At 64.5% G+C, this 22,756-nt stretch carries 21 protein-coding genes; 13 read left to right on the plus strand and 8 right to left on the minus strand.

Annotated elements, in window-relative coordinates; all coding sequences use genetic code 11:
* Positions 1 to 78: 78 nt before the first annotated feature.
* Genes MAFF_RS11800 through MAFF_RS11815 form a run of 4 tightly spaced genes read left to right on the plus strand, consistent with a single transcriptional unit; the run spans position 79 to position 6,922 of the window.
* A complete protein-coding gene (locus tag MAFF_RS11800; protein WP_010911139.1) occupies positions 79 to 1,083 on the plus strand; it encodes an AAA family ATPase in 1,005 nt (334 codons plus the stop codon).
* Positions 1,083 to 2,024, plus strand: coding sequence for a DUF58 domain-containing protein (locus MAFF_RS11805; protein ID WP_010911140.1), 942 nt, complete (start codon positions 1,083 to 1,085; stop codon positions 2,022 to 2,024). The genes MAFF_RS11800 and MAFF_RS11805 overlap by 1 nt, the downstream gene beginning before the upstream one ends.
* Positions 2,021 to 4,840 carry a DUF4159 domain-containing protein gene (locus tag MAFF_RS11810; protein ID WP_010911141.1) on the plus strand — a complete coding sequence of 940 codons (2,820 nt, stop codon included), beginning with the start codon at positions 2,021 to 2,023 and terminating at the stop codon, positions 4,838 to 4,840. Before MAFF_RS11805 ends, MAFF_RS11810 begins: the two co-directional genes overlap by 4 nt.
* A gap of 3 nt (positions 4,841 to 4,843) precedes the next feature.
* Positions 4,844 to 6,922: a membrane protein gene (locus MAFF_RS11815; RefSeq protein WP_010911142.1), complete on the plus strand. Its 2,079-nt coding sequence runs from the start codon at positions 4,844 to 4,846 to the stop codon at positions 6,920 to 6,922.
* Between the two features lie 127 nt (positions 6,923 to 7,049).
* On the opposite strand, the gene clpS is transcribed toward MAFF_RS11815, so the two are convergent.
* The 4 genes from clpS to MAFF_RS11835 form a co-directional block, all read right to left on the minus strand.
* Complete coding sequence (clpS, locus tag MAFF_RS11820; RefSeq protein WP_010911143.1) at positions 7,050 to 7,355, minus strand: ATP-dependent Clp protease adapter ClpS; 306 nt, start codon at positions 7,353 to 7,355, stop codon at positions 7,050 to 7,052.
* Positions 7,356 to 7,494: 139 nt separating this feature from the next.
* Positions 7,495 to 7,809, minus strand: coding sequence for a hypothetical protein (locus tag MAFF_RS11825; protein WP_044548277.1), 315 nt, complete (start codon positions 7,807 to 7,809; stop codon positions 7,495 to 7,497).
* Between the two features lie 159 nt (positions 7,810 to 7,968).
* Positions 7,969 to 8,238 carry a hypothetical protein gene (locus MAFF_RS11830; protein ID WP_010911145.1) on the minus strand — a complete coding sequence of 90 codons (270 nt, stop codon included), beginning with the start codon at positions 8,236 to 8,238 and terminating at the stop codon, positions 7,969 to 7,971.
* 36 nt (positions 8,239 to 8,274) lie between these two features.
* Positions 8,275 to 8,574: a hypothetical protein gene (locus tag MAFF_RS11835; RefSeq protein WP_032931440.1), complete on the minus strand. Its 300-nt coding sequence runs from the start codon at positions 8,572 to 8,574 to the stop codon at positions 8,275 to 8,277.
* A 344-nt stretch (positions 8,575 to 8,918) separates the two neighbouring features.
* Between MAFF_RS11835 and MAFF_RS11840 the strand changes: the two genes are divergently transcribed.
* Together MAFF_RS11840 and MAFF_RS11845 are read left to right on the plus strand one after the other, a co-directional pair.
* A complete protein-coding gene (locus MAFF_RS11840; RefSeq protein WP_010911146.1) occupies positions 8,919 to 9,635 on the plus strand; it encodes a response regulator in 717 nt (238 codons plus the stop codon).
* Positions 9,632 to 11,038: an ATP-binding protein gene (locus MAFF_RS11845; protein WP_010911147.1), complete on the plus strand. Its 1,407-nt coding sequence runs from the start codon at positions 9,632 to 9,634 to the stop codon at positions 11,036 to 11,038. The genes MAFF_RS11840 and MAFF_RS11845 overlap by 4 nt, the downstream gene beginning before the upstream one ends.
* Before the next feature lie 5 nt (positions 11,039 to 11,043).
* Here the strand turns inward: MAFF_RS11845 and choV are convergent, their stop codons facing one another.
* The 3 genes from choV to MAFF_RS11860 all read right to left on the minus strand — a co-directional run bounded on the left by choV (position 11,044) and on the right by MAFF_RS11860 (position 14,149).
* Positions 11,044 to 12,225, minus strand: a complete 1,182-nt coding sequence (gene choV, locus MAFF_RS11850) for a choline ABC transporter ATP-binding protein (RefSeq protein ID WP_010911148.1) — start codon at positions 12,223 to 12,225, stop codon at positions 11,044 to 11,046.
* Positions 12,222 to 13,076, minus strand: coding sequence for a choline ABC transporter permease subunit (choW, locus tag MAFF_RS11855; protein WP_044548278.1), 855 nt, complete (start codon positions 13,074 to 13,076; stop codon positions 12,222 to 12,224). The genes choV and choW overlap by 4 nt, the downstream gene beginning before the upstream one ends.
* 137 nt (positions 13,077 to 13,213) lie before the next feature.
* The gene (locus MAFF_RS11860; RefSeq protein WP_032931443.1) at positions 13,214 to 14,149 is read right to left on the minus strand and encodes a choline ABC transporter substrate-binding protein; all 936 of its coding nucleotides are present in this window, start codon (positions 14,147 to 14,149) and stop codon (positions 13,214 to 13,216) included.
* A 257-nt stretch (positions 14,150 to 14,406) separates the two neighbouring features.
* Between MAFF_RS11860 and MAFF_RS11865 the strand changes: the two genes are divergently transcribed.
* The gene (locus MAFF_RS11865) at positions 14,407 to 15,018 is read left to right on the plus strand and encodes a thymidine kinase (protein WP_010911151.1); all 612 of its coding nucleotides are present in this window, start codon (positions 14,407 to 14,409) and stop codon (positions 15,016 to 15,018) included.
* A gap of 22 nt (positions 15,019 to 15,040) precedes the next feature.
* Here MAFF_RS11865 and MAFF_RS11870 read toward each other — a convergent pair whose 3' ends face one another.
* Positions 15,041 to 15,937, minus strand: a complete 897-nt coding sequence (locus MAFF_RS11870) for a DMT family transporter (RefSeq protein WP_010911152.1) — start codon at positions 15,935 to 15,937, stop codon at positions 15,041 to 15,043.
* A gap of 98 nt (positions 15,938 to 16,035) precedes the next feature.
* Here MAFF_RS11870 and MAFF_RS11875 point away from each other — a divergent pair, with 98 nt between their 5' ends.
* The 6 genes from MAFF_RS11875 (at position 16,036) to MAFF_RS11900 (ending at position 22,733) form a co-directional block, all read left to right on the plus strand.
* Complete coding sequence (locus tag MAFF_RS11875; protein WP_010911153.1) at positions 16,036 to 16,893, plus strand: LysR substrate-binding domain-containing protein; 858 nt, start codon at positions 16,036 to 16,038, stop codon at positions 16,891 to 16,893.
* Positions 16,894 to 17,006: 113 nt separating this feature from the next.
* Positions 17,007 to 17,396, plus strand: a complete 390-nt coding sequence (locus tag MAFF_RS11880; RefSeq protein WP_010911154.1) for a c-type cytochrome — start codon at positions 17,007 to 17,009, stop codon at positions 17,394 to 17,396.
* A gap of 309 nt (positions 17,397 to 17,705) precedes the next feature.
* The gene (locus tag MAFF_RS11885; RefSeq protein ID WP_010911155.1) at positions 17,706 to 18,794 is read left to right on the plus strand and encodes a hypothetical protein; all 1,089 of its coding nucleotides are present in this window, start codon (positions 17,706 to 17,708) and stop codon (positions 18,792 to 18,794) included.
* Between the two features lie 40 nt (positions 18,795 to 18,834).
* Positions 18,835 to 19,980 carry a hypothetical protein gene (locus MAFF_RS11890; protein ID WP_010911156.1) on the plus strand — a complete coding sequence of 382 codons (1,146 nt, stop codon included), beginning with the start codon at positions 18,835 to 18,837 and terminating at the stop codon, positions 19,978 to 19,980.
* Positions 19,981 to 20,028: 48 nt separating this feature from the next.
* Entirely contained in the window at positions 20,029 to 20,820 is a 792-nt protein-coding gene (locus MAFF_RS11895) for a Fic family protein (RefSeq protein WP_010911157.1), read from the plus strand.
* A gap of 2 nt (positions 20,821 to 20,822) precedes the next feature.
* Positions 20,823 to 22,733, plus strand: coding sequence for an AAA family ATPase (locus tag MAFF_RS11900; RefSeq protein WP_010911158.1), 1,911 nt, complete (start codon positions 20,823 to 20,825; stop codon positions 22,731 to 22,733).
* The last annotated feature ends 23 nt before the right edge of the window (positions 22,734 to 22,756 follow it).

Here is a 22,756-nt window from a genome sequence, read left to right on the forward strand (position 1 = left end):
TAGGCGCTAGGCGAGGCCGAATCGCGGCGCCTATGATATGGTGCGGGCTGGTATTTCCAACCAAAGGGATCGAGCCGAATGAGCGTGATGGTCAAGGAAAGCCCGATCAGCGAAACGGACATGATCGCCGAGGCCGAAAAGGCGCTGGCCGACATTTCCAGGATCCGCGACGGGGTCGGCCGGGTGATCTTCGGCCAGGAGAACGTCGTCGAGCGCACGCTGGTGGCGCTGCTGGCCGGTGGCCATGCGCTGCTGGTCGGTGTTCCCGGCCTCGCCAAGACCAAGCTGGTCGAAACGCTGGGCGTCGTGCTCGGCCTCGATTCGCGCCGCATCCAGTTCACACCCGATTTGATGCCGTCGGACATCCTCGGCTCCGAGGTGATGGAGCAGGACGAGATCGGCAAGCGCTCCTTCCGCTTTATCTCCGGACCGATCTTCGCCCAGTTGCTGATGGCCGACGAGATCAACCGCGCCTCGCCGCGTACCCAGTCGGCGCTGCTGCAGGCCATGCAGGAATACCACGTCACCATCGCCGGCGCCCGCTATGACCTGCCAGCGCCCTTCCATGTGCTTGCGACGCAGAACCCGCTGGAGCAGGAAGGCACCTATCCGCTGCCCGAAGCCCAGCTCGACCGCTTCCTGATGCAGGTCGATATCCTCTACCCCGAAATCGAGGCCGAGCGCCGCATCCTCCTGGAAACCACAGGCATCGAGGATGCCAAGGCGCAGAACGTGCTGCAGCCGGCGCGGCTGAAGGAAATCCAGACGCTGATCCGCCGCATGCCGGTGCCCGAAAGCGTCGTCGAGGCGATCCTCACCCTGGTGCGCTCGGCGCGCCCGGGCCAAGGCAATGCCGAAACCGACAAGCATGTCGCCTGGGGCCCGGGCCCGCGCGCCAGCCAGGCGTTGATGCTGTGCACGAGGGCGCGTGCGCTCTATGACGGGCGGCTGGCGCCCTCGGTCGACGATGTGCGGGCACTGGCCGAGCCGGTGCTGCAGCACCGCATGGCGCTGACCTTCGCCGCCCGCGCCGAAGGCACCAGCGTGCGCGACGTGGTGGCGAAACTCGTGAAAGGGATTTGATGGCGCGTATCGGCGAGGTCCAGGCTCCGGCAGCGACGCGCGACGCGCTCGCCCGTGGCCGGTTGCGGGCTTCGCTTGTGCCGGACCTGCTGGTCGAGGCGCGCCGCATCGTCAACACCGTGATCGCCGGCTGGCATGGCCGCCGCAAACGCGGCATCGGCGAGAATTTCTGGCAGTTCCGGCCCTATGTCGAGGGCGATTCCTCGCGCATCGACTGGCGCCGCTCGGCGCGCGACGACCACACCTATGTGCGCGACCGCGAATGGGAAGCCGCCCATACGGTATGGTTGTGGGCCGACCCCTCGCCGTCCATGCTCTACAAATCGACCGGCGCCAGCGTCTCCAAGCAGTCGCGCGCACTGGTGCTGGCGCTGGCCATGGCCGAACTGCTGTCGCGCAGCGGCGAACGCATTGCCTGGCCGGGCCTGACCGATCCGTTCACCGCCCGCAACGGCGCCGAGCGCATCGCCGCCCAGCTGATGCATGCCGGCGACTTGCCGGCAAAGCCTGACCTCACGGACATCAGGCGCTTCTGCGACATCGTCATCGCCAGCGATTTCCTCGATCCGGTCGAGGAGACGATGGAATGGCTCGACGTCCTCGCCCGCCACGGCGTGCGCGCCCATCTGATCGAGGTTGCCGACCCGGCCGAGGAAACCTTCCCCTATGCCGGCCGCACCGAGTTCACCGACCCCGAGACCGGCGAAAAGCTGACCGCCGGACGTGCCGAAATGCTCGGCGACGAATACCGCCTGCTCTACACCGCCCGCCGCCAGGAGCTGGCCGGCTGGTGCAGGCGGCTCGGCTGGAGTTTTACAGTCAACCACACCGATCGGCTGGCGTCCGACGCGCTGGTGCGCCTGCATATGGCAATGACGGCCGATGGCGGCTATGCCGGTAGCGGTCGTACCGGTCAGCCTGGAAAGGCGGTCGGCGCATGAGCTGGCTGCCGCTCTCCTTTGGCGCTCCCATGGTGCTGTGGGGCCTGCTGGCGCTGCCGGTGATCTGGTGGCTGCTCAGGCTGACCCCGCCCAAGCCGCAGGCCGAGATCTTCCCGCCGCTGAAGATCCTGGCGCGCGTCTTGAAGCGCGAGGAGACGCCGCATCAAAGCCCCTGGTGGCTGACGCTGCTCAGGCTGCTGATGGCGGGCCTCATCGTCGCCGCCCTTGCCGAACCGGTCTTCAACCCGCGCGAAAAACTACCGGCCGAGGGTGCAGCCCTTGCGCTGGTCATCGACAATGACTGGGCAAGTGCTGCCGACTGGAACAAGCGCGTCGCTACCGCCGAGCGGCTGATCAAGGATGCCGGCTCGAACGGCGTGCCGGTCATCATCGCGTTCACCGCCGAAAAACCCAATGCGGAGATCGGTCCCTTCGATGCCGCCGCCGCACTCGACCGGTTGCGCGCCGCCAAGCCGCGCCCGATCCCGACCGACCGGCCCGCCGTCTATGCCCGCGTCGCCGGCGTGCTGGAGACCTTGCGCGGCGCCAGCGTCGCCGTGTTGGCCGATGGCCTCGCGGCCAAAGGCGACGAGGCCGCTTTCAAAACGCTGTTGTCGAAGAATGCGGCACGCGTGGTTTGGGCTACCGCCGATCGGCTTTCGCTGACCGGCCTCACCGCCGCCGACAACCAGGTCGACGGTTTTGCGCTTACCGCCATCCGCGTGCCGGGCGATCCGGCGCCGGCACAGGTCACCGCCGGCGCCTTCGACGACAAGGGCCGCCGCATCGCCGATGCGACGCTGACCTTCGCGCCCGGCGAAGCCACCGCCACCAGCACCATGGCGGTGCCGTTCGAGCTGCGCAACGACTTTGCCTCGATTGCCCTCGACGGCGAACGCCAGGCGGGTGCGGTGCGCGTGCTCGACGAAAGCTCCAAGCGCCGCCGCGTCGGATTGCTGTCGCAGGCCGAGGCCGACCAGGCGCAGCCGCTTCTGTCGCCGCTCTACTACATCAGGCGCGCGCTGCAGCCCTTCGCCGATCTGGTCGAACCCTCCAGCGCCGACCTCGCCGACGCCATCCCGCAGATCCTCGACCAGAAGCCGGCGATGATCATCATGGCCGACATCGGCACCATTCCGGCGCAGGTTCGACAGCGGTTGGTCGACTGGGTCGACAATGGCGGGACGCTTGTGCGTTTCGCCGGCTCGCGGCTGGCCGCCGCCGGCAATGACGACGATCTGCTGCCGGTTCGCCTGCGCACCGGCGAACGTTCGCTCGGCGGCGCGCTGTCCTGGACCTCGCCGCAGCCGGTCACCGAATTCCCCAAGGCCGGTCCCTTCGCCGATCTGGCGCCGCCCACGGAAGTTACCGTGAGCAGGCAGGTGCTGGCCGAACCGACGCCCGATATCGTCGAGCGCACCTGGGCCGCGCTCGCCGATGGCACGCCACTGGTCACCGGGCTGAAGAAAGGCAAGGGCACGCTGGTGCTGTTCCATGTCACGCCCGAAGCGACCTGGTCGAACCTGCCGATCTCGGGCAGCTTCGTCGAGATGCTGCGCCGCATCGTGCAGCTGTCGCGCAACCAGGGCGCGGCGATCGCCAATGCCGAAGCCGCCGCCACGTCGCTGGCACCCTACCGCATGATCGCGGCCGACGGCTCGCTGGTGCCGCCGACGCCGGATGCACGGCCGCTGGTGCCGGGCGCCGGCGTGCCGGTGACCTTCGAGAACCCGCCCGGCCTCTACGGCTCGGAAACCGGCGTCTTCGCCCACAATTTGCTGGACGCCGCAAGCACGTTCGTGCCGCTGGCGCGCCCGCAATTCACGGTTCCGGTCACCACGATCCAGTACGCCTTCGATGAATCCCGCAATCTGAAAGGTTCGCTGGTCATCGCCGCCCTGGTGCTGATGCTGCTCGACACGCTGGCGGTGTTCTGGATGGGCGGCCTGTTCTCGCGCCGGCGGCGCCGTGCCGGCGCCGTGGCCACCACCGCGGCTGTCCTGATCGCGCTTGGCGCATTGTTCGGCCATGCCGATTTCGCCCGCGCCGACGATGCCAAGCCGGGCGACGAGGCGGCCATCTCTGCGATTTCGAAGACCCGCATCGCCTATGTGCTGACCGGCGTGCCGGGCGACGATTCGATCAGCCGCGCCGGGCTCGAGGGCCTGACCCGCTTCCTGATCGAGAAGACCGCGCTGGAACCGGGCGCGCCTGCCGGCGTCGACATCGCGAAGGACGAACTGTCCTTCTATCCTCTGATCTATTGGCCGATCGATCCGGCCGCGCCGATGCCGAGCCAGGCCGCGATCGCCCGCATCGACGCCTATATGCAGCAGGGCGGCACGGTGCTGTTCGACACGCGCGACCAGTTCGCCAACGGCATCGGCGCCGATTCCACCAGCCCGGCGACCGAGCGGCTGCGCGACATCCTCGGCAACCTCAACGTGCCGCCGCTGGAGCCGGTGCCGTCGGACCACGTGCTGACCAAGTCCTTCTTCATCCTGCCGGAGTTCCCCGGCCGCTTCGCCGGCAGCCCGCTCTGGGTCGAGGCCTCGCTCGACGCCAGCAATGCCGACAACCGGCCGGTGCGCACCGGCGACGGCGTCTCGCCGATCATGATCACTGCCAATGATTTCGCCGGCGCCTGGGCGGTCGACGAGAATGGCGACCCACTGCTGCCGACGGTGCCAGCCGACCCGATGCAGCGCGTCTACGCGCTGCGTGCCGGCGTCAACATCATGATGTATATGCTGACCGGCAACTACAAATCCGACCAGGTGCATGTCCCCATTCTGCTCGAACGGCTGGGGCAGTAACCAATGAACTGGTCGATCTCCTTCGAACCGCTGATCTCCTGGCCGCTGCTGGCCCTCGTGCTGGTGCCGCTGGCGCTGCTGGCGCTTATCGGCCTGTGGTTTCGCCAGCGCGGCGGTGTCCTGCGCTTCGTCGCTTTGCTGGCGCTCGCAGCCGCCCTGTTCAATCCGGTGTTTCTCAACGAGGAGCGCGAGCCGCTGAAGAGCGTCGTCGCGCTGATCGTCGACCGCAGCCAGAGCCAGGACATCGGCGATCGCACCAGGCAGACCGACGAGGCGCTGGCCGGGCTGCAGCAGCGTCTAGGCCGCTTCAAGCAATTCGACGTCCGCGTCGTCGAGGCCGGCAAATCCGATGCCGCCGAGGAGCGTACCGAAACGCGGCTGTTCGGCGCGCTGGAAGGCGCCTTCCGCGACGTGCCGCCGTCTCGCATCGGCGGCGCCATCATGATCACCGATGGCGAGGTGCATGACGCGCCCCCGGGCGCGCCCGACTTCAACGCGCCGCTGCACGCCTTGATCACCGGCAACGATCACGAAAAGGACCGCCGCATCCGCTTCGAGAACGCGCCGCGTTTCGGCATCGTCGGCAAGCCGCTCGACATGACCTACCGCGTCATCTCGACGGAAAACGAGGCCGGCCCGGTCGACGTGCGCGTCTCGGTCAATGGCGAACAAGTCTCGGTCGAGCATGCCACCGTCGGCCAGGCCATGCCGCTGCAGGTGACCATTCCGGGCGCCGGGCGCAACATCATCGAACTCGCCATCGACCGCGAACCCAGCGAACTCACCGACACCAACAACCGCGCCATCGCGCTGGTCGACGGCATCCGCGAGAATTTGCGCGTGCTGCTCGTTTCGGGCGAACCGCATGCGGGCGAGCGCACCTGGCGCAATCTGTTGAAATCCGACGCCTCGGTCGATCTCGTCCACTTCACCATTCTGCGGCCGCCGGAAAAGCAGGACGGCACGCCGATCAACGAATTGTCGCTGATCGCCTTCCCGACGCGCGAACTGTTCGTCGAGAAGATCAAGGATTTCGACCTCATCATCTTCGACCGCTACCAGCACCGCGACGTGCTGCCGATCCTCTATTACGACTACATCTCCGAATATGTCGAAAAGGGCGGCGCCCTGCTCATCGCCGCCGGCCCCGAATATGCCGGCGAGGCTTCTATCGCGCGCACGCCGCTGATGTCGGCCCTGCCGGCCATGCCGACCGGCGAAGTGGTCGAAAAGGCCTTCTACCCGCGCCTCACCGATCTCGGCCAGCGTCATCCGGTGACGCGCGGCCTCGACGGTTCGAGCACCGAGCCACCGCACTGGAGCCGCTGGTTCCGCACCATAGGCGTGCAGAATCCGCAAGGCGAGGTGGTGATGAAGGGGGCCGACAACCGGCCGCTGCTGCTGCTCGACCGCAAGGGCGAAGGCCGTGTCGGCATGCTTCTGTCCGACCAGGGCTGGCTGTGGGCGCGCGGCTTCGAGGGCGGCGGTCCGCATGTCCAGCTCTACAGGCGCATCGCCCACTGGCTGATGAAGGAGCCGGAGCTCGAGGAAGAGCGGCTGACCGCCGACGGCCGCGGCATGGTGCTGGAGATCCGCCGCCAGACCATGGCCGACGATCCCGGCCCCGCACAGATCATCACCCCGTCGGGCAAGACGGTGACCGTCAAGCTCGATAAATCCGAGCCCGGCGTCTTCCTCGGCAGCGTCCAGACCAGCGAGATCGGCCTCTTCCAGGTCGCCAACGGCGATCTCACCGCGCTCGCCCATGTCGGACCGGTCAATGCGCCGGAATTCGCCGACGTCATCTCCACCGAAAACCGGCTGAAGGCGCCGGCGGAAGCCACCGGCGGCGGCGTGCGCCGGCTGGCGTCATCGACGGCCCTGGGCAGCGACGTGACCCTGCCGTCCATCGTGCCGGTGCGCTCGTCCGGCGAGGCCTCCGGCAGCGACTGGATCGGCCTGCGCCCCACCGACGACAGCGTGCTCAAGGCGGTGTCGCGCGTGCCGCTGTTCGGCGGCTTCCTCGGCCTCGGCCTGCTACTCCTGGCGATGGGCTCGATGTGGTACCGCGAGGGGCGGTGAGAATCTCGTCGGCGCTCTACGTCAAACGGCGTCTGCCGGGGCCCCGGTGCCTGCGGCAACTCCCCAGCGTTCAAGACCTTTCATCGTGCCACTGGCACGATGAATTCGCCTGCGGCGAAGCGATCACTCACTCCTCCGGCTCGGTCGTGAACAGCAGCGGGTAGCCCTTGGCCTTGCCGGCGTCGGTGGCCCGTGTCGCCTTGGTCTCGGCGACATCCTTGGTGAAGACCGCGACCACGCAGACGCCGCGCCGGTGTGCGGTGATCATGATGCGGTGCGCCTGGTCCTCGCTGAGCTTGAACTCGCCCTTCAGCACCGTGACGACGAATTCGCGCGGCGTGAAATCGTCATTGATGAGGATGACCTTGTAGAGCTTGGGCCGCTCGGTCTGCGGCTTGACCTTGGTTCGCGGTTTTGTGGTGATTTCTGGCATCGGAACCGACAGTTTCGCGATCGGGCTTCACCCGCTATTTTGCCACGGGCGGCAGCGATCGTCCATTTTGATTGGCAGGCGGACCGCCGGCGGGGCGGCCCGGTCAATCACAATCATGTGGGAAATTGTCGAGCGCCGTTCAACGGCCCTGGCGGCCGAAGATGCGGCGGTTCGCGCCGGCATCCGCCCGGCGTTCCATCCAGGCCGCGATCGGCCATCCGGCAACGCAGATCAGCGTCACGGCAAGAAGCACGATCAGCAACCACGCCTGGACAGGTGTGATGTAGTCCCAATTGCTGGAAATTATCGGCGCGAACAGCGAGGGCTCGGTGCGGCCACTGGCGGGGTCGGGCACGGGGCTGGCGGTGAGCAGAATCAGCACCCTGGCGACACCGGTTGCAACCAGGCCGCCGATCACCATCGAACGTAATATGGACGAAAGCCGCTTCTTCATGCGGATTGTCTTACATGACCGGCGTTGCAAACGGGTTAAACACGATCGAGATGCACGGCTGGAAGGCGCCGGGTATTCAGTTCGACCATACATTCGGCAGAAGGCCGCCCCAGCCGGTTACGGCTGGAACGGCCTTGCTAGAACTGACCTCGAAGCTGATCAGGGCTTCTTCTTCGGAGCAACCTTGTCCATGGCCTTGTCCGTGGCCTTCTTCACGGGCTTCTTGGCAGGAGCCTTCTTGTGCTTGACCTTCTTGACGACCTTCTTCACCGGGGGCTTGGCGGTGGCGTCAGCAGCCGGAGCGGTGGTGGTCGTCGTGGTCGAAGCAGCCGGAGCAGCGGTCGTGGTGGCAGCAGCGTTGCCGAGAGCGGGCATCGCGAAAGCCAGAGCGACGGCGAGACCGGTGGCGGAGAGGATGGACTTTTTCATGGCTTCATTTCCTTTTTATGCGGGTCAAGTTGAGTGTCACTGGACCGGGTCGTTCGGTGTCACTCCAAGCAGCTTCAAAGCGTTGGCGAGCATCCGGATGCCCTGTGCCTGTTTCTTGGCGGCGCAGTACCGGTTGCCCTTTCTCTGAAGTGCCTTTGCCGCGGTGACCTGCGTTGCCGTGGCATGGGTTTCGAGGGCTTCATCAAATTGGTGGCTGAGATTGGCGCACCGTTCGCTCCGGGTGAGCGGCGCCTTTGCGTCCGATTGTCCAACAGCGGCAGTGACCAGGCCAAGGCCCAGCAACGCACCCAACAAACTGATCGACAAGCCTGGCATCGGTTTTTCCGTGAACCCGGAGATTTGCGTCGCAGCCGGTAATCTGACCGCCACGACACGGTTATGCCGCCCTACCTTTTCAGGAGTTTTTCCCAATTGTAGAATTTTGTTTCTGGATTGTGTCTGTCCCGCCGCCTGATGCGTATCGTCCAAAAGGGCTCCCGGTTTTGGGAACCGACACGCATGGAAACAAAGAGCTCCGGCACGGTCATGGCTTTCCATGTGGAGAAGGCCGAATTCGTTCTCCCTTGAAAAGCAAGGCACTGGCCAACATATGGCCCGAATTCTATCGTGTGGCTCACCTGCCAGGAATGACTTGGCCGGCAATCGAGACAGGGCACCTCGTGAAATCCGACGCACACATACTGATCGTCGACGACGACAAGGGCATCCGCGACCTGCTTCAGGAATTCTTCCAGAAGCGGGGGCTGCACACTTCGGTTGCCGCGGACGGTACCGAGATGGAGGCCGTCCTGCGCCGCGCGCAGGTGGACCTCATCGTGCTCGACGTGATGTTGCCCGGCAAGAGCGGGCTGGAACTGTGCCGCGATCTGCGCGCCCAGTACTCGACGCCGATCATCATGCTGACCGCCGTCACCGAGACCACCGACCGCGTCGTCGGCCTGGAAATGGGCGCCGACGACTATGTGCCCAAGCCCTTCGATCCGCGCGAACTCCTGGCGCGCATCCGTGCCGTGCTGCGGCGCAATGGTGCCGCCGAGCCGAAGCGCGCCACCGCCAAGCAGATCTACCGTTTCGCCGGCTGGACGATGGACTGTTCGCGGCGCCGGCTGACGGCGCCCGACGATGTCAGGGTCGAGCTCACCATGGCCGAATTCAACCTGCTGCAGACCTTCGTCAAGAGCGCCCAGCGCGTGCTGACCCGCGACCAGCTCATCGAACTCTCCGGCGGCGACAGCGACTATTCCTTCGACCGCAGCATCGACATCCTGGTCAGCCGGCTGCGGCGCAAGATGGAAGATGACCCAAAAACGCCGAAACTGATCCTGACGGTGCGCAGCGGCGGCTACCAGTTCCTGCCCGAGACGACCTCCGAATGAAACGTCTCCTGCCGCAGACCTTGCCTGCCTGGGTGCTGCTGATCGTCATTGCCGGCCTTCTGATCAGCCAGGTCGCGACCCTCTATATCGTGTCGCGCGACCGCGCCGTCGCCAACGACGTGGTCGACCTCTACCGGCTCAACGACCGCGCCTTCTCTTTGGTGCAGCTGATGAGCGGCGCCACGCCGGAAGAGCGCAAGGCAACCGCGGCGGGCCTGTTCAACTCGACCTACGCGCTTACCGTCTCGGACACGCCCGCCGTCACCTCCTCGATCGCCGGCGACGACGAACTGGCCGAACTCGAGGATATCCTCGTTGGCCGGCTGTCGAAGTTCGGCGTCACCGACGCGCGCGTGCGGCGCGATCCGGCGACGCGCGAGGCCGACGACGCCAGCACCGTATCCGGCCCCGACATCGGCCAGGTCGAGCGCGACCTCCTGGTGCTCGCCGCCAATTTCGCCCAGAGCGACAAGCTGACGGCTTCCTTGCGCTTCGCCGACGGCCAGTGGCTGAACTTCACCGAGCCGATTACGCCGGTCGGCCCGATCCTGAGCTTCGACAGCCTGCCGCTCTATTCGCTGATCGCCGGCCTGGTGGTGATCATGTCGATCTGGTCGCTGCGCCGGCTGACCGCGCCCTACCGGATGATGGAAACCGCCGTGAACCGGATCGGCAAGGATTTGAAGAGCCCGCCGATCACCGAATCGGGCAGCCGCGAGGTGCGGGCCGCCGCCAGGGCGATCAACGCCATGCAGACGAGGTTGCGCGAATATGTCGAGGACCGCGAACATCTTGCCGCAGCACTTGCGCATGATTTGCGCACGCCGATGACGCGCATGCGGCTGCGGCTCGAACTGTTGCGCAAATCGGCGGTCCGCGAGGCGCTGGCGCACGATCTCGCCGATGTCGAGAGCATCGCCAGCTCGGTGATCGACTTCGCCACTTTCGAGGTGAACGAGGAGAAAGCCGAGCGCATCGACTTCTGGTCGTTCGTGGAATCGATCGCCGACCCCTATCCGGAGGTCTCGTTCGACAATGACGACACCCGTTCGCGCGGCCTGATCTGCATGGCGCGGCCGGTGGCGCTCAGGCGCTGCGTCACCAATCTGGTGCAGAACGCCGTCACTTACGGCAAGAAGGCGCATCTGAGCCTGCACCGCTCGGACGGTACGATCACGCTCACCATCCGCGACGAAGGACCCGGCATACCGCAGGCCCAGATCGATGCCGTGTTCGGCTCCTTCGTGCGCCTCGAACAGTCCCGCAACCGCCAGACCGGCGGCCTCGGCCTGGGACTCACCATCGCCCGCAACATCGCGCGCGCCGCCGGCGGCGAGATCCGCCTGTCCAACCATCCCGACGGCGGGCTGCTGACCGAGCTGCGCCTACCGCTGGCGGCCTGAACCGCCTACCTTCTCAACACCGCGCTCAGCACATCCCTGATGCCGATGGCCCCGACGAAGCGGGACTGTTCGTCGAACAGCGCCACCGGTGCGGTCTGCGAACGGTGCATGGCCAGCATCACGGTTTTCAGCGACGTGCCGGGATTGGCCCAGAACACTTGCGCTGCTTCCTCCGACTGGGCCTCGACATCGGCGCAGGACACCCACACCGCCGGCTTGCCGTCGCGTTCCGCGGCAGCCACAAGGCCGTGATCGTCGATCTTGAAGCGCGTCGTCTTGCGCCGGTCGAGCCACACCCAACCATTGTCGCCGTGTTCGAGGTCGCGGCGGTCGCGCATGACGTTCCAGGCGGTCAGCACCGAGAGCGGATTCACATTGGCGATGAAGTCGCGGACGTAGTCATTGGCGGGGCGCAGCACGATGTCTTCCGGCGCGCCGGTCTGGACGATGCGCCCGCCCTCCATGATGGTGATGTGGCTGCCGATCTTCAGCGCCTCTTCCAGGTCATGGCTGACGAAGATGATGGTCTTCTTCAGCTCGGCCTGCAGCTGCAGCAACTCATCCTGAAGCTTGGTGCGGATCAGCGGGTCGAGCGCCGAGAACGGCTCATCCATCAACAGGATCGGCGCCTCGGTGGCAAAGGCCCGCGCCAGGCCGACGCGCTGCTGCATGCCGCCCGACAGCTCATGCGCGTATTTCTTCGACCACTGGTCGAGATTGACCAGCTTGAGCTGGCGATGGACGCGCTCCTTGCGCTCAGCTTCCGGAACACCGGCGAGTTCGAGGCCGAGGCCGACATTCTCCTCCACCGTGCGCCATGGCAGCAGGCCGAACTGCTGGAACACCATGGCCACCTGCTTCTGGCGCAAGCGCCGCAAGGTCGGCTCGTCGCAGGTGACGACGTCGACGATCTTGTCGCCGTCCTTGACCAGCACCTGGCCGCGCGACACCACGTTGAGCCGGTTGACGGCTCGAAGCAGCGTCGACTTGCCGGAGCCCGACAGGCCCATCAGCACCGAGATCTCGCCCTCGTGCACGGTCAGGCTGGCGCCGGCGCAGCCCAGCACATTGCCGGTCTTCTCCAGGATTTCGGCGCGCGTGGCGCCCTTGTCGATCATCGCCAGCGAGCCGGCCTGGTCGGCGCCGAAGACGATATCGACGTTCTTGAAATCGACGGCGACGGTCATTTCTTGCCTCCAACGCCAATGCGGGTCATTCGGTCGAGCACGATGGCCAGCACGACGATGGCGAGGCCCGCCTCAAGCCCGAGATCGATGCGGCGCGAGCCGAGCGCGCGGTTGATCTCGGTGCCCAGCCCACCGGCGCCGATGAGGGCCGCGAACACCACCATCGACAGCGACAGCATGATCGATTGCGTCAGACCCGCCATGATGGTGGGCAGCGCCGATGGCAGCTCCACCTTCCACAACAGCTGGCTCTTGGTGGCGCCGAACGCCTCGCCGGCCTCGATGATCGACTTCGGCACCGAGACGACGCCGAGATGGGTGAGCCTGACCGCGGTCGGGATGACGAAGATGATGGTGACGATGAGGCCGGGCGCGTTGCCGAGGCCGAACAGGGTCAAGACCGGGATCAGGTAGACGAAGGTCGGCAGCGTCTGCATCAGATCGAGCACCGGCAGCATGATGCGGTAGACCTTCGGCTTGTGCGCCGCCCAGATGCCGAGCGGCACGCCGATGGCCATGGCCATGGCGGCGGCGGCGACGACCAGCACCAGCGTCTGCACGGTCTGCTTCCACAGGTTCTGGTTGATGATGAAGATCAGGCCGAGAAAGACGCCGATGGCGAGCGGCCGCGAGCGCTGCAGCAGCCAGGCGATAACAGCGATGACCAGCGCCAGCAGCACCGGCGGCACCAACAACAGGAGGTCGACCAGCCCGTCGAGGATGAAATTCAGGCCGTTGGAGAAGGCCCTGAAAATGGTGTCGAAATTGTCGGTCAGGAAACCGAAAAAGGACTTTCCCCAGGCGCCGATCGGGATCTTGTGATCGACCATGAATTTGGAAATCGGATCCATGTCACCCCTCTTCCACCGGAGCTCTGCCTTCGGCCCCGCGCTGTCGCAACGTCATCTTGTCACAGGATGTGAAAAAGGGCAGCCCTTTGTCAAACGGCTGCCCATCTTCATCCGGTCATGCCGGATGCGAAGTCGGCTCAGCTTCCGAGCGCGGTCTTGACGGCCGCCGCGGCGTCGCCGCCGTCGAAGGTGGTCACGCCGGCGATCCATGGCTTGACCGCGTCCGGATTCTTCTTCAGCCAGTCGGTGGCGACCGTCTGAGCGTCAGCGCCCTTGAGGATCGCGTCCATCATCTGGCCTTCCATGTCCAGATTGAACTTCAGGTTGGCGATGAACTTGCCGGCATTCGGGCATTCGGTGGTGTAGCCCTTGCGCACGTTGGTGAACACGGTGGCCGCGCCGAAGCCGCTGTCGCCCATGCCGTCGAGATAGGTGATCTTCATGGCGCCCATCACCGGATGCGGCGTCCAGCCGAGGAAGGCGATCCACTCATTGTTCTTCATCGACTGCTCGGCCTGCGTCAGCATGCCGGCCTCCGAGGATTCGACCAGCTCGAAGCCCTCGAGATTGTCCTTCGGGTTCTTGATCATATCGAGGATGATGCGGTTGCCGTCATTGCCGGCTTCGATGCCGTAGATCTTGCCGTTGAACTTGTCCTTGAACTTGCCAAGGTCGGTCAGCGACTTGACGCCGGCGTCGGCGACATAGGTCGGCACGACGATGCCGTAGCCGGCGCCGGTCAGGTTCGTGCTGATGGTCTCGACCGAGCCATCGGCGGTGTAATCCTTGATGTCGTTGGTCATCGACGGCATCCAGTTGCCGAGAAAGACGTCAAGGTCCTTGTTCTTCAGCGAAGCCATGGTCACCGGCACCGACAGCTGGATCACCTTCGGCTCGTAGCCGAGCGCGGTGAGCAGCACCGAGGCGAGGCCGGTGGTGGCCTGGATGTCGGTCCAGCCGACATCGGAAAGCCGCACGGTCTTGCAGCTTTCGGCGTCACCGGCGAAGGCGGCGCTCGTGGACAACAGAGCCGCCAGGCCGAGGCCGGCGACGAAGGAATTCATACGCGACATAGACAGTCTCCCATTGTGATTCTTTGGCGAAGCGTAGGTACGGTTTCTCTGCCCGCCTTGTTTCGTCAGCCAAACACCATTCTGGTGTAGTTTCAAGCGTTAAGGCAATCACGATCAACGGCGCGGAATGGCCAATCAGCGACACGGCTGACGCTTTTGTCACGCCGCTTATCTTTTTCAGCGGCGAGCCGGCTTTTTCAGGGGAATGCCGCGGCGGCCCCTCCCCGCTTTGGGCCAAGTCGGCTTAAAAGAGCGGCATGGCCAAGCTCTACTTCAACTACGCAACGATGAATGCCGGCAAGACGACGATGCTCTTGCAGGCCTCGTATAATTATCGCGAGCGCGGCATGACGACGATGCTGTTCGTCGCCGGCCACTACCGCAAGGGCGACAGCGGCCTGATCTCGTCGCGCATCGGACTGGAGACCGAGGCGGAGATGTTCCGCGACGGCGACGATTTGTTCGCCCGCGTCGCCGAACATCACGACCATACGACGGTGCATTGCGTCTTCGTCGACGAGGCGCAGTTCCTCGAGGAGGAGCAGGTCTGGCAATTGGCCCGCATCGCCGACCGGCTGAACATCCCGGTCATGTGCTACGGCCTGCGCACCGATTTCCAGGGCAAGCTGTTTTCCGGCTCGCGCGCGCTGCTGGCGATCGCCGACGATCTGCGCGAGGTGCGCACCATCTGCCGCTGCGGCCGCAAGGCGACGATGGTCGTGCGCCTCGGCGCCGATGGCAAGGTGGCCCGCCAGGGCGAACAGGTGGCGATCGGCAAGGATGTCTATGTTTCGCTCTGCCGCCGTCACTGGGAAGAAGAAATGGGCCGCGCCGCGCCCGACGATTTCATCGGCTTCATGAAATCCTGACCATCTTGAGCGGCGATCCGCCTCAGGCCGCCGAGACACGCCTCAGCGGAAACCGCCAGCCCAGCCGGACACCGAGCGTCGCCAAGGCGATCAGCGCCATGCCGGCTGCCTGCGCCGGCCCGAGCGGATGCCCATAGACTGCCCAGTCGATGATGATGGCAACGACCGGATAGATGAAGGTGATGATGCCGATCACCGGCGTCGTCAGGCGCGGAAAGGCCGAGTTCATTAGCACATAGGCAATGCCGGTGTGCAGCACGCCGATGCTGACCAGCCAGCCCCATGAATGCGCCGGAACATGCTGGCCGATGCCGGCGAAGGGCGCGAGCATGACGATCCCGATGATCGTCTGGCAAAGCACGGTGACCTCGGCGCGCTGCTGGCCCAGGCCCTTGGCGAGGATCGTCGCCACCGCGTAGAGCAGCGCGGCGACCAGCGTCAGCGCGATGCCCAGCGCCCATGCCGCACTGGCCTGCGCATGCGAAACCACCAGGCCGCTGGCCAGCACGACGCCAAGGAACGCGCCAAGCATCCAAAGCATCTGGTCGAGCGAGATGCGCTCCTTGAGGAAGACCACCCCGATGATGACGACGAAGAACGGCTGCACGTGATAGACGATCGTCGTCGTGGCGATCGACGTCATGGCGAAGCCGGCGAAGAAGGCCGTCCAGCTCAGCACCATGCAAGCGCCGGCAAGTGCAGCCAGCGCGAGGCGGGACGGCGACAGCGTCCTGTCCGGCAGGTAGCCCCGGAGCAGGCACCATGCGCCGAGGAACATGGCGCCGAACACGCAGCGCCAGAACACGATCGTCACGGGATGAAGCCCGGCTTCCGTGACAAAGGCGCCAACCGTGCCGGCAATCATCATCGCCAAGGCCAGGCTCGCGGCCGGAAAACGGGAAGTTGGCAGGTCCTTCATCGAAAATCCCCCAGACGGGCGAACCCATCTGGCCACCAGTATAGCTTTCAAACAAGCGAATAGATTTGGAGCAAGCTATTCGATATGCTGATAGCACCATGGCTGCTCCGCTTGACCTCAATCTCTTGAAAACCTTCGTCGCCGTCGTCGAGAGCGGCAGCCTGTCCAATGCGGCACCTCGGGTCGGCCGCAGCCAGTCGGCGGTCAGCATGCAGATGCAGCGGCTGGAGGAGATGGTGGGCAACCAGCTTCTGGTGCGCGGACCGAGAACGGTTACCCCCAACGCCATCGGCGAGGATTTTCTCATCTATGCGCGCCGGCTGCTGAAGCTGTCGGATGAGGCCTGGGCGAGTGTCACGCGACCGAAGGAGACGGGCAGCGTGCGCCTTGGCGTGCCGGACGACTATGCCGCCTTCCTTCTGCCACCTGTGCTATCGCGTTTTGCCGAGGACCACCCGCTGGTGACGGTGGAACTGATCTGCGAACAGTCGACCGCGCTGGTGAAAACCCTGGCGGAAGGACGGCTCGACCTGGCGATCGTCACTCGCTTGCCGGACCAGCCGCTCGACGTCATCCGGCTTGAGCGTTTCGTCTGGGTCGCCTCGCCGAACCATGTCGCCTGGCAGACCGATCCCTTGCCTGTCGCCCTGTTCGAGCCCGGCTGTGCCGCCAGGATGAATGTCCTGCAGGCGCTTGGCGAAGCTGACCGGTCTTACCGTTGCACCTATTCCAGCGCCTCCTTGCTTGGCCTGATCGCGGTCGTGCAGGCCGGACTCGCCGTCGCCGGTCTGGCGCAGCGCAGCGTACCGCCATCGCTGCGCATCATCGGCGGCAATGAAGGGCTTCCCGTGCTGCCGGATCTCGAAATCGGCATCCTGCGCAACCCGCTGTCGAGCACGCCGGCGGTCGATCGGCTGCATGATTTCCTGCGCCGCGACCTCGCACAGCAAGCCTGAGATCATCGTCTCCGCACGGGATTGGGTGCGACCGGCCCCCACTCGCCACGGTGCAGCGTTTGTTAAGGCCTCGGCCCTATAAGGCCGTCAGCCAGAGCTCTCCGGGGTCAGCCATGCTTCGAGCCGTTTCCTCAGCCAGCCTTCTTCTCATTGCCACTTCCATTGCCGCCCATGCCGGCGACGACCCGGTGCAAGGCAAGCACGTCTTCAACCGCTGCGTGGCCTGCCATGAGGCGGCCACCGACCGCGACAAGGTCGGCCCGCATCTGAAGGGTGTGGTCGGACGCACCGCCGGCACAGCCGAGAGCTTCCTTGGCCATTATTCCGAAGCCATGAAGAGTGCGGGCGCTGCCGGTCTCGTCTGGGACGAGGCAAATCTCACCGAATATCTCAGGGCACCCAAGCTCAAGGTTCCCGGCAACAAAATGGCTTTTGGTGGCCTGACGAATGATGACGACATCGCCAATGTCATCGCCTATCTGAAGGCCGATCCGAAGCCCTGAGTGCGCGTCGGTGCGGCAGGCTTCGACTGATATGCTCGCCTGCAACCGGTTCAATTCCCTGTCGAATTCAGCATTTCCGCGCCGGCGGTGGCTGACTGTTTTGCTGGCATGAAAGTTCAACGGCAGTTGAACTAGTTCCGATCGGCCGGCTAATCACGCCATGACCCCACCTGCATTGTCTTTCAAGGCCTTGGCGGATTCTTTTGTTTTCACGCCGCCCTTGTCTTCACGTCTTTCAATCCCCGGAAGCCCCACATATATTCGCCGCTGTTCGCAGCCAGCGACCGGAAGCCGAAGCGGGAGGCCCCTATGGCGACATTGCAGAATTTCGATGCCGAAATTGCCAAGACCAAGCAGGTCGTCCAGGACATGCGCACCAAGATCGAGCAGTCCGGCACCGTGCTCGATACGCTCGCCACCGCTGACAAGAAGATCGGCGACGCCAATTTCGACATCGAGAATGCCCGCATCGAGGATGTGTTGAAGCAGCAGAAGGTGATGGAAGGCAACATTGCCGACCTGATCATCGGCCTGGAGGACGCCACCAACGTCTTCGGCGCCGAGTTCGAGAGCATGAAGAACTACACCGGCTGGGAAAACTTCGTCGGCGTCTTTTCGGCACAGCGCAAGCAGCGCATGCGCACCGACCGCGTCCGCAACATGTCGCTGGCCGGCAATCTGCAGGAACTTCTGGCCAAGTCCGACACCATCGTCGGCATCCTGAAGGCGCAGAAAGAGGTCCTCGACCAGCGCTACAAGACCTCCGAGGCCAGCCTGTCGCAGGTGATCGAGCGCCGCAAGACCACCATGTCGAACCTCGAAGCCGTGCAGAAGCGCATCGAGGAGCTCAATCCGATGTTGCTCGACATCGAGAACAAGATCGCCGCCTCGACCAGCCAGAAGGACCGCACCCAGCTTGAGGGCGAGCGCTCCAAGCTCGCCACCGAATACAATGAAAAGCAGGCCAAGGAGCAGGAACTGCTGGCTGAAAGCCAGACGCTCGAGCGCTACACCTCGATGTTCCAGACCTTCGTCGATTCGCTCAACAACCAGATCGCCGCGCAGTCGACGCTGATCAACAAGCTGACCATCGACACCGAGCAGCGCATCGTGCTCTACAAGGCGCTGGAAGATTCGCTGAAGACCGCAGCCCAGCAGGATGTTGCCCACAAGATCAACACGCTGGGCAGCCAGGTCGACAACACGGCGGAAGAAACCATGGCCGGCATTGGCGCCGCCTCGCAGAAGCACATTGGCGATCTCCTCGAAATGCACGAGAAGAACATGGTCGCCAGCGCCGACATCCAGCGCCGCAAGAAGCTCGCCGACGATGCCTTTGCGCGGCGCTTCGACGAGGTGCTGAAGAAGCACAATTCGGCCAACTACGTGCAGTCATAATTGCCGCGCGCACCGGTGCGACAATCCCAGGGCTGACAGAATGACCCCCGAAAACGACGCGGCGGCGCGGTATTTCTCGGCAATCACGGCCGCGCTCAGCGGCCTTGAAGTGTTCATGCGCGACGACCGCTCGCCGCTTTACCGGCACGGCATCGTCGCCAAGATCGTTGCCGAATATATCGCCCGGCTCGACAAGTCCTTTGGCTGCTGGCGCAACCGGCTGGGCTTCATGGACACGTTCCGCATTTCGCGCGCCGAAAGCGGTTTTCCCGTCTTCCAGAACCTGCTGGAACTGGAAAACGACCGCCGCCAGGCCGATGCGCGCCTTGCCAACATCCCGCTGGCCGGCGAGCTGCGCGAGGAGATGGCCGACTTCATCCTGCGCCACAAGGAATTCCCCGAGGCGCTGCAGAAGTCGATGGCCGAGCGGCTCTATCTCGAGGACGTCAAGAGCGAGCAGACTTTTGGGCCGTTCACGCTGGCGCAGACGGCCAAGGTGTCGGTCAATCCCAAGACGGCCCTGCCCTACTACCTCGTCCATTGGGCGAGTTTCGACGGCAGCGCCAACCTGCCGCTGGTCTACATGGTGACGGTGGAGGATTCCTCCGAGAACATGGTCCGCCAGCTCGTCGACAAGAACGGCAAGCTCAACGACAAGGTCGACATCCCGCTGCCGGTCGACGGCCTGCTCAATCCCGAGCTTGCCCACCGTTTCGACGATTTCACCGAGAAGAACTCCGCCTACACGCTGTCGCCGGCGACCATTGCCGTCAATCTCGACAAGGATTTCGAGCCGCTGCACCCCAAGCAGTTGCGCCGTGTCGTGCTCGGCCCCTTCTATTCGGCCGGCATTACCGACAACAATTCGACGGTGACCGAAGTGCTGGCCAAGGTGCGCAAGCCGGAAAACGCCTGGCTGCTGACCTGGACCATCCAGGAGGTCTATTCCAAGGGCGAAAAGCCCGGCCGCAAGGGGCTGTTTTCCAGCGAGAAGACGACGCAGGAATTCTTCATCAACACCGACGATCTGGAAGCCGCGCGCCAGGGCGTGTCCAGCTACGAAAACCACGCACTGATCCCGCACGAGGCCTACCAGGCGCTCTACGCCGCCGGCGAAGCACAGAAGATCTTTGGCGGCTACAAGGTCCACATCCTGTCGAATGGGCAGGTGATCAGCGATGTGTGAGAACTCCGATCACATCGGACAGTTTCACGCCCGACCGAGGCGCGAACAATGACGCCTGCAGGCACGGTTTTCGCCAAGAAGCGGCAGCTCGACGCCCTCAGGAAGAGAGGCCGCCCAGGCGCCCTGGACGGCCTGGAGCACAGTCAGCGGATCGACATCACCTATACGTCGAACGCGATCGAGGGCAACACGCTGACAGCGGGCGAGACCGCCCTGGTCCTGGAGAAAGGCATCACGATCAGCGGCAAGCCGCTCAAGGATCATCTCGAGGCCGTCGACCACGCAAGGGCGTTGAACTGGGTGCTGGAAATCGCGTCCCAAAGCAGTACGCCAATCGTCGAAGCGGACATCCGCAACCTGCACCATCTGGTTGTGGCAAATACCAAACCCGAAATCGCTGGCCGCTACGCCGACAGCGCGCGCTACGTGAATACGGATGCCGGCGTCTATGATTTCCCACCCCCTATGGACGTTCCTGCACTGATGGAGAGGTTTTGCCAATGGCTGGGCACGGCACGAAATACGCCGCAAACCGCCTTTGAGGCGCATCGGCGATTGGTCGATATTCATCCCTTCAACGACGGCAATGGCCGCACGGCGCGCCTTTTGATGAATCTGGTGCTGGCACGCGCGGGCTACCCGCCCGTGGCGATACGCCCGGAAGATCGCCCAGCCTATATCGCCGCGCTTGAAACGGCCCAGCGTGGCGGCGGTCACGCAGCGTTTGACCGGTTACTTTTCGACCGGCTGGATCAGACGCTGGATATGTATCTCGACGCCGCGCGCCAGGCGCAGGCTTCTTCCGCCGAAGCCGGCAAGGTAATCCCGATAAGGAGCTGAGCATGGACACCGGCCTGACCACCATCCCGGAAGCGGCGATCGAGAAGCACCGCGCCACCGCGCAGAGCTTCATCACCCGCATCGTCGTGCTGGAGGACCCGTCGCGCGAATCCGGCACGGCACTGGCCGGCACCAACCGCCGCTTCGTCTCCACCGTCTCGGTCGGCTCGGTGCGCCGCACCCGCGAGGTCGAGCTGTCGAAGACCGTCGGCGCCGTCCATCCCGACGACCAGTTGCTGACCATCCCGCAACACACGCTTCTGTTTCGCGCCCGGCGCGGCACGGCGATTGCGCTCGCCGTATCGGATGTCTTCGCCGAAGGCTCCGACCTCGAAAGCCTGCAGGCGAAAAACACCCGCGCGCCGCTCGAGGGCGACGAGGCCTCGGCCTTCAAGAAGCTCCTGTCGGCTTCGGCCTACATCTCGGCTTTCAGCCTCGCCTCCTATCTGTTCCAGCTGATCGACAGCGATGGCGAGGCGCCCAACGACATCCCCGAACCCGACTTCCTTTTCGACACACCGCAGGATGCGGTGAAGTCGATCCTCGCCGGCCTCGACAAGGCGATAGCGGGCTCGAAGGACGATGCCGATCTGGCGACCAGGGCACGCGCCTTCGCCCGCGTCGCCATTGACGGGCTGCTGGCCCGGAAAGGCCGCTTCGACGGCATCGGCCCGTTCGAGAACGCCCATATCCGCATCGATGCCGATGACTTCACCCTCGACGGCTTCGACGTCGCCCCCGGCAAGCGCTCCAAACCGCTGGTGATGACTTTCAAGAAGCCGGAAGAGGTCGTCGGCAACCACATCGCCAAATACCAGTCGGTCAAGCTCGCCAAGATGCTGATGGCCTATGATTTCGAGCGCGAGCTGAACCCGTTCGTCGAACTCGGCGGCTTCCTGTTCACCTTCATCGGCGACGGCGCTCCCGGCACCGGCAAGACGACTTTGATCCAGATGATCGCCGGCCTGGTCAACGGCTATTGCCAGGTCGCCGGCTATCCCTTCGCCTATGAGAATTTCGGCGTCGACCAGATCTCGTCCTATCAGGGCAAGTCGGGCCAGAACTGCCGCCAGTTCATCAACAATGTGCTCAACCCGCGCGCTATCGGCTTCGGCACGATCGACGATATCGACCAGGTGGCGGCACGCCGCTCCGACGACCGCGCCTCGGCCGGCCAGCAGGAGATCACCGGCGTCCTCATGGACGCCTTCGCCGGCGCCGGCACCGTGGTGCGCGGCAACTGCTCTTTCGGAATGTTCTCCAACTATCCCGAGAATGTCGACGACGCGCTGCGCCAGCGCGCCGGCGCCCGCTGGCTGGTCGACGGCCCGCAGACCCGCGACGACTATATCGACATCTTCGTGCTGCTCGCCGGCAAGAACCACGAGATCCCTCTGGGCAGGCACGAGCTCTATGCCGCGCAGGAAATCCAGCGCGCCGTCGAGGAGGCCTATGAGGAGCACGAAAAGCCGCAGGAGGACGGCCTGATGAAGGTCTACGAGCGCTATATGAAGGAGAATGGCGCGCCCAAGACCATGGCCGATATCGGCACCTACCTGCACCTGATCAAGGATGCCGAGCCGCGCTTCACCGGCCGCGCCATCAAGAACGTCACCGACGCCATCAAGATGCGCGCCATGGACATCGAGCTTCCCGACGACTGGTTCGAGAAGCCGGAAGCCTTCATGCACAAAACCTATGACGAAAAGAAAGCCATGATCGAGGAACTGCGCGGTCCGTTCTCGATGGACATGGTCATGCAGGAGATCAACCGCTACGCCGATTCCGAGTTCCGCTATTCCGACAAGTCCGACGATGCCGCCGTGGAAAAGCTGCTGCGCGACGCGCGGCTGCGCGAGAGGGCGGCGCGCGAGATGGAGGAGATGAAGAAGAAGGGCAATTGGAATGCGTGAGCCACACCGGCCTTTCCTTCTCC

Source organism: Mesorhizobium japonicum MAFF 303099, assembly GCF_000009625.1.
In the GTDB taxonomy this organism is placed as follows: domain Bacteria; phylum Pseudomonadota; class Alphaproteobacteria; order Rhizobiales; family Rhizobiaceae; genus Mesorhizobium; species Mesorhizobium japonicum.

What these genes read in the sequence shown, in the direction of transcription:
- MAFF_RS11890 (WP_010911156.1), top strand. Translation starts at nt 18,835, where the DNA reads ATGACCCCCGAAAACGACGCGGCGGCGCGGTATTTCTCGGCAATCACG.
- MAFF_RS11815 (WP_010911142.1), top strand. Translation starts at nt 4,844, where the DNA reads ATGAACTGGTCGATCTCCTTCGAACCGCTGATCTCCTGGCCGCTGCTG.
- MAFF_RS11835 (WP_032931440.1), bottom strand. Translation starts at nt 8,574, where the DNA reads ATGCCAGGCTTGTCGATCAGTTTGTTGGGTGCGTTGCTGGGCCTTGGC.
- choV (WP_010911148.1), bottom strand. Translation starts at nt 12,225, where the DNA reads ATGACCGTCGCCGTCGATTTCAAGAACGTCGATATCGTCTTCGGCGCC.
- MAFF_RS11875 (WP_010911153.1), top strand. Translation starts at nt 16,036, where the DNA reads ATGGCTGCTCCGCTTGACCTCAATCTCTTGAAAACCTTCGTCGCCGTC.
- MAFF_RS11870 (WP_010911152.1), bottom strand. Translation starts at nt 15,937, where the DNA reads ATGAAGGACCTGCCAACTTCCCGTTTTCCGGCCGCGAGCCTGGCCTTG.
- choW (WP_044548278.1), bottom strand. Translation starts at nt 13,076, where the DNA reads ATGGATCCGATTTCCAAATTCATGGTCGATCACAAGATCCCGATCGGC.
- MAFF_RS11830 (WP_010911145.1), bottom strand. Translation starts at nt 8,238, where the DNA reads ATGAAAAAGTCCATCCTCTCCGCCACCGGTCTCGCCGTCGCTCTGGCT.
- MAFF_RS11885 (WP_010911155.1), top strand. Translation starts at nt 17,706, where the DNA reads ATGGCGACATTGCAGAATTTCGATGCCGAAATTGCCAAGACCAAGCAG.
- clpS (WP_010911143.1), bottom strand. Translation starts at nt 7,355, where the DNA reads ATGCCAGAAATCACCACAAAACCGCGAACCAAGGTCAAGCCGCAGACC.
- MAFF_RS11845 (WP_010911147.1), top strand. Translation starts at nt 9,632, where the DNA reads ATGAAACGTCTCCTGCCGCAGACCTTGCCTGCCTGGGTGCTGCTGATC.
- MAFF_RS11800 (WP_010911139.1), top strand. Translation starts at nt 79, where the DNA reads ATGAGCGTGATGGTCAAGGAAAGCCCGATCAGCGAAACGGACATGATC.
- MAFF_RS11805 (WP_010911140.1), top strand. Translation starts at nt 1,083, where the DNA reads ATGGCGCGTATCGGCGAGGTCCAGGCTCCGGCAGCGACGCGCGACGCG.
- MAFF_RS11880 (WP_010911154.1), top strand. Translation starts at nt 17,007, where the DNA reads ATGCTTCGAGCCGTTTCCTCAGCCAGCCTTCTTCTCATTGCCACTTCC.
- MAFF_RS11810 (WP_010911141.1), top strand. Translation starts at nt 2,021, where the DNA reads ATGAGCTGGCTGCCGCTCTCCTTTGGCGCTCCCATGGTGCTGTGGGGC.
- MAFF_RS11860 (WP_032931443.1), bottom strand. Translation starts at nt 14,149, where the DNA reads ATGTCGCGTATGAATTCCTTCGTCGCCGGCCTCGGCCTGGCGGCTCTG.
- MAFF_RS11865 (WP_010911151.1), top strand. Translation starts at nt 14,407, where the DNA reads ATGGCCAAGCTCTACTTCAACTACGCAACGATGAATGCCGGCAAGACG.
- MAFF_RS11895 (WP_010911157.1), top strand. Translation starts at nt 20,029, where the DNA reads ATGACGCCTGCAGGCACGGTTTTCGCCAAGAAGCGGCAGCTCGACGCC.
- MAFF_RS11825 (WP_044548277.1), bottom strand. Translation starts at nt 7,809, where the DNA reads ATGAAGAAGCGGCTTTCGTCCATATTACGTTCGATGGTGATCGGCGGC.
- MAFF_RS11900 (WP_010911158.1), top strand. Translation starts at nt 20,823, where the DNA reads ATGGACACCGGCCTGACCACCATCCCGGAAGCGGCGATCGAGAAGCAC.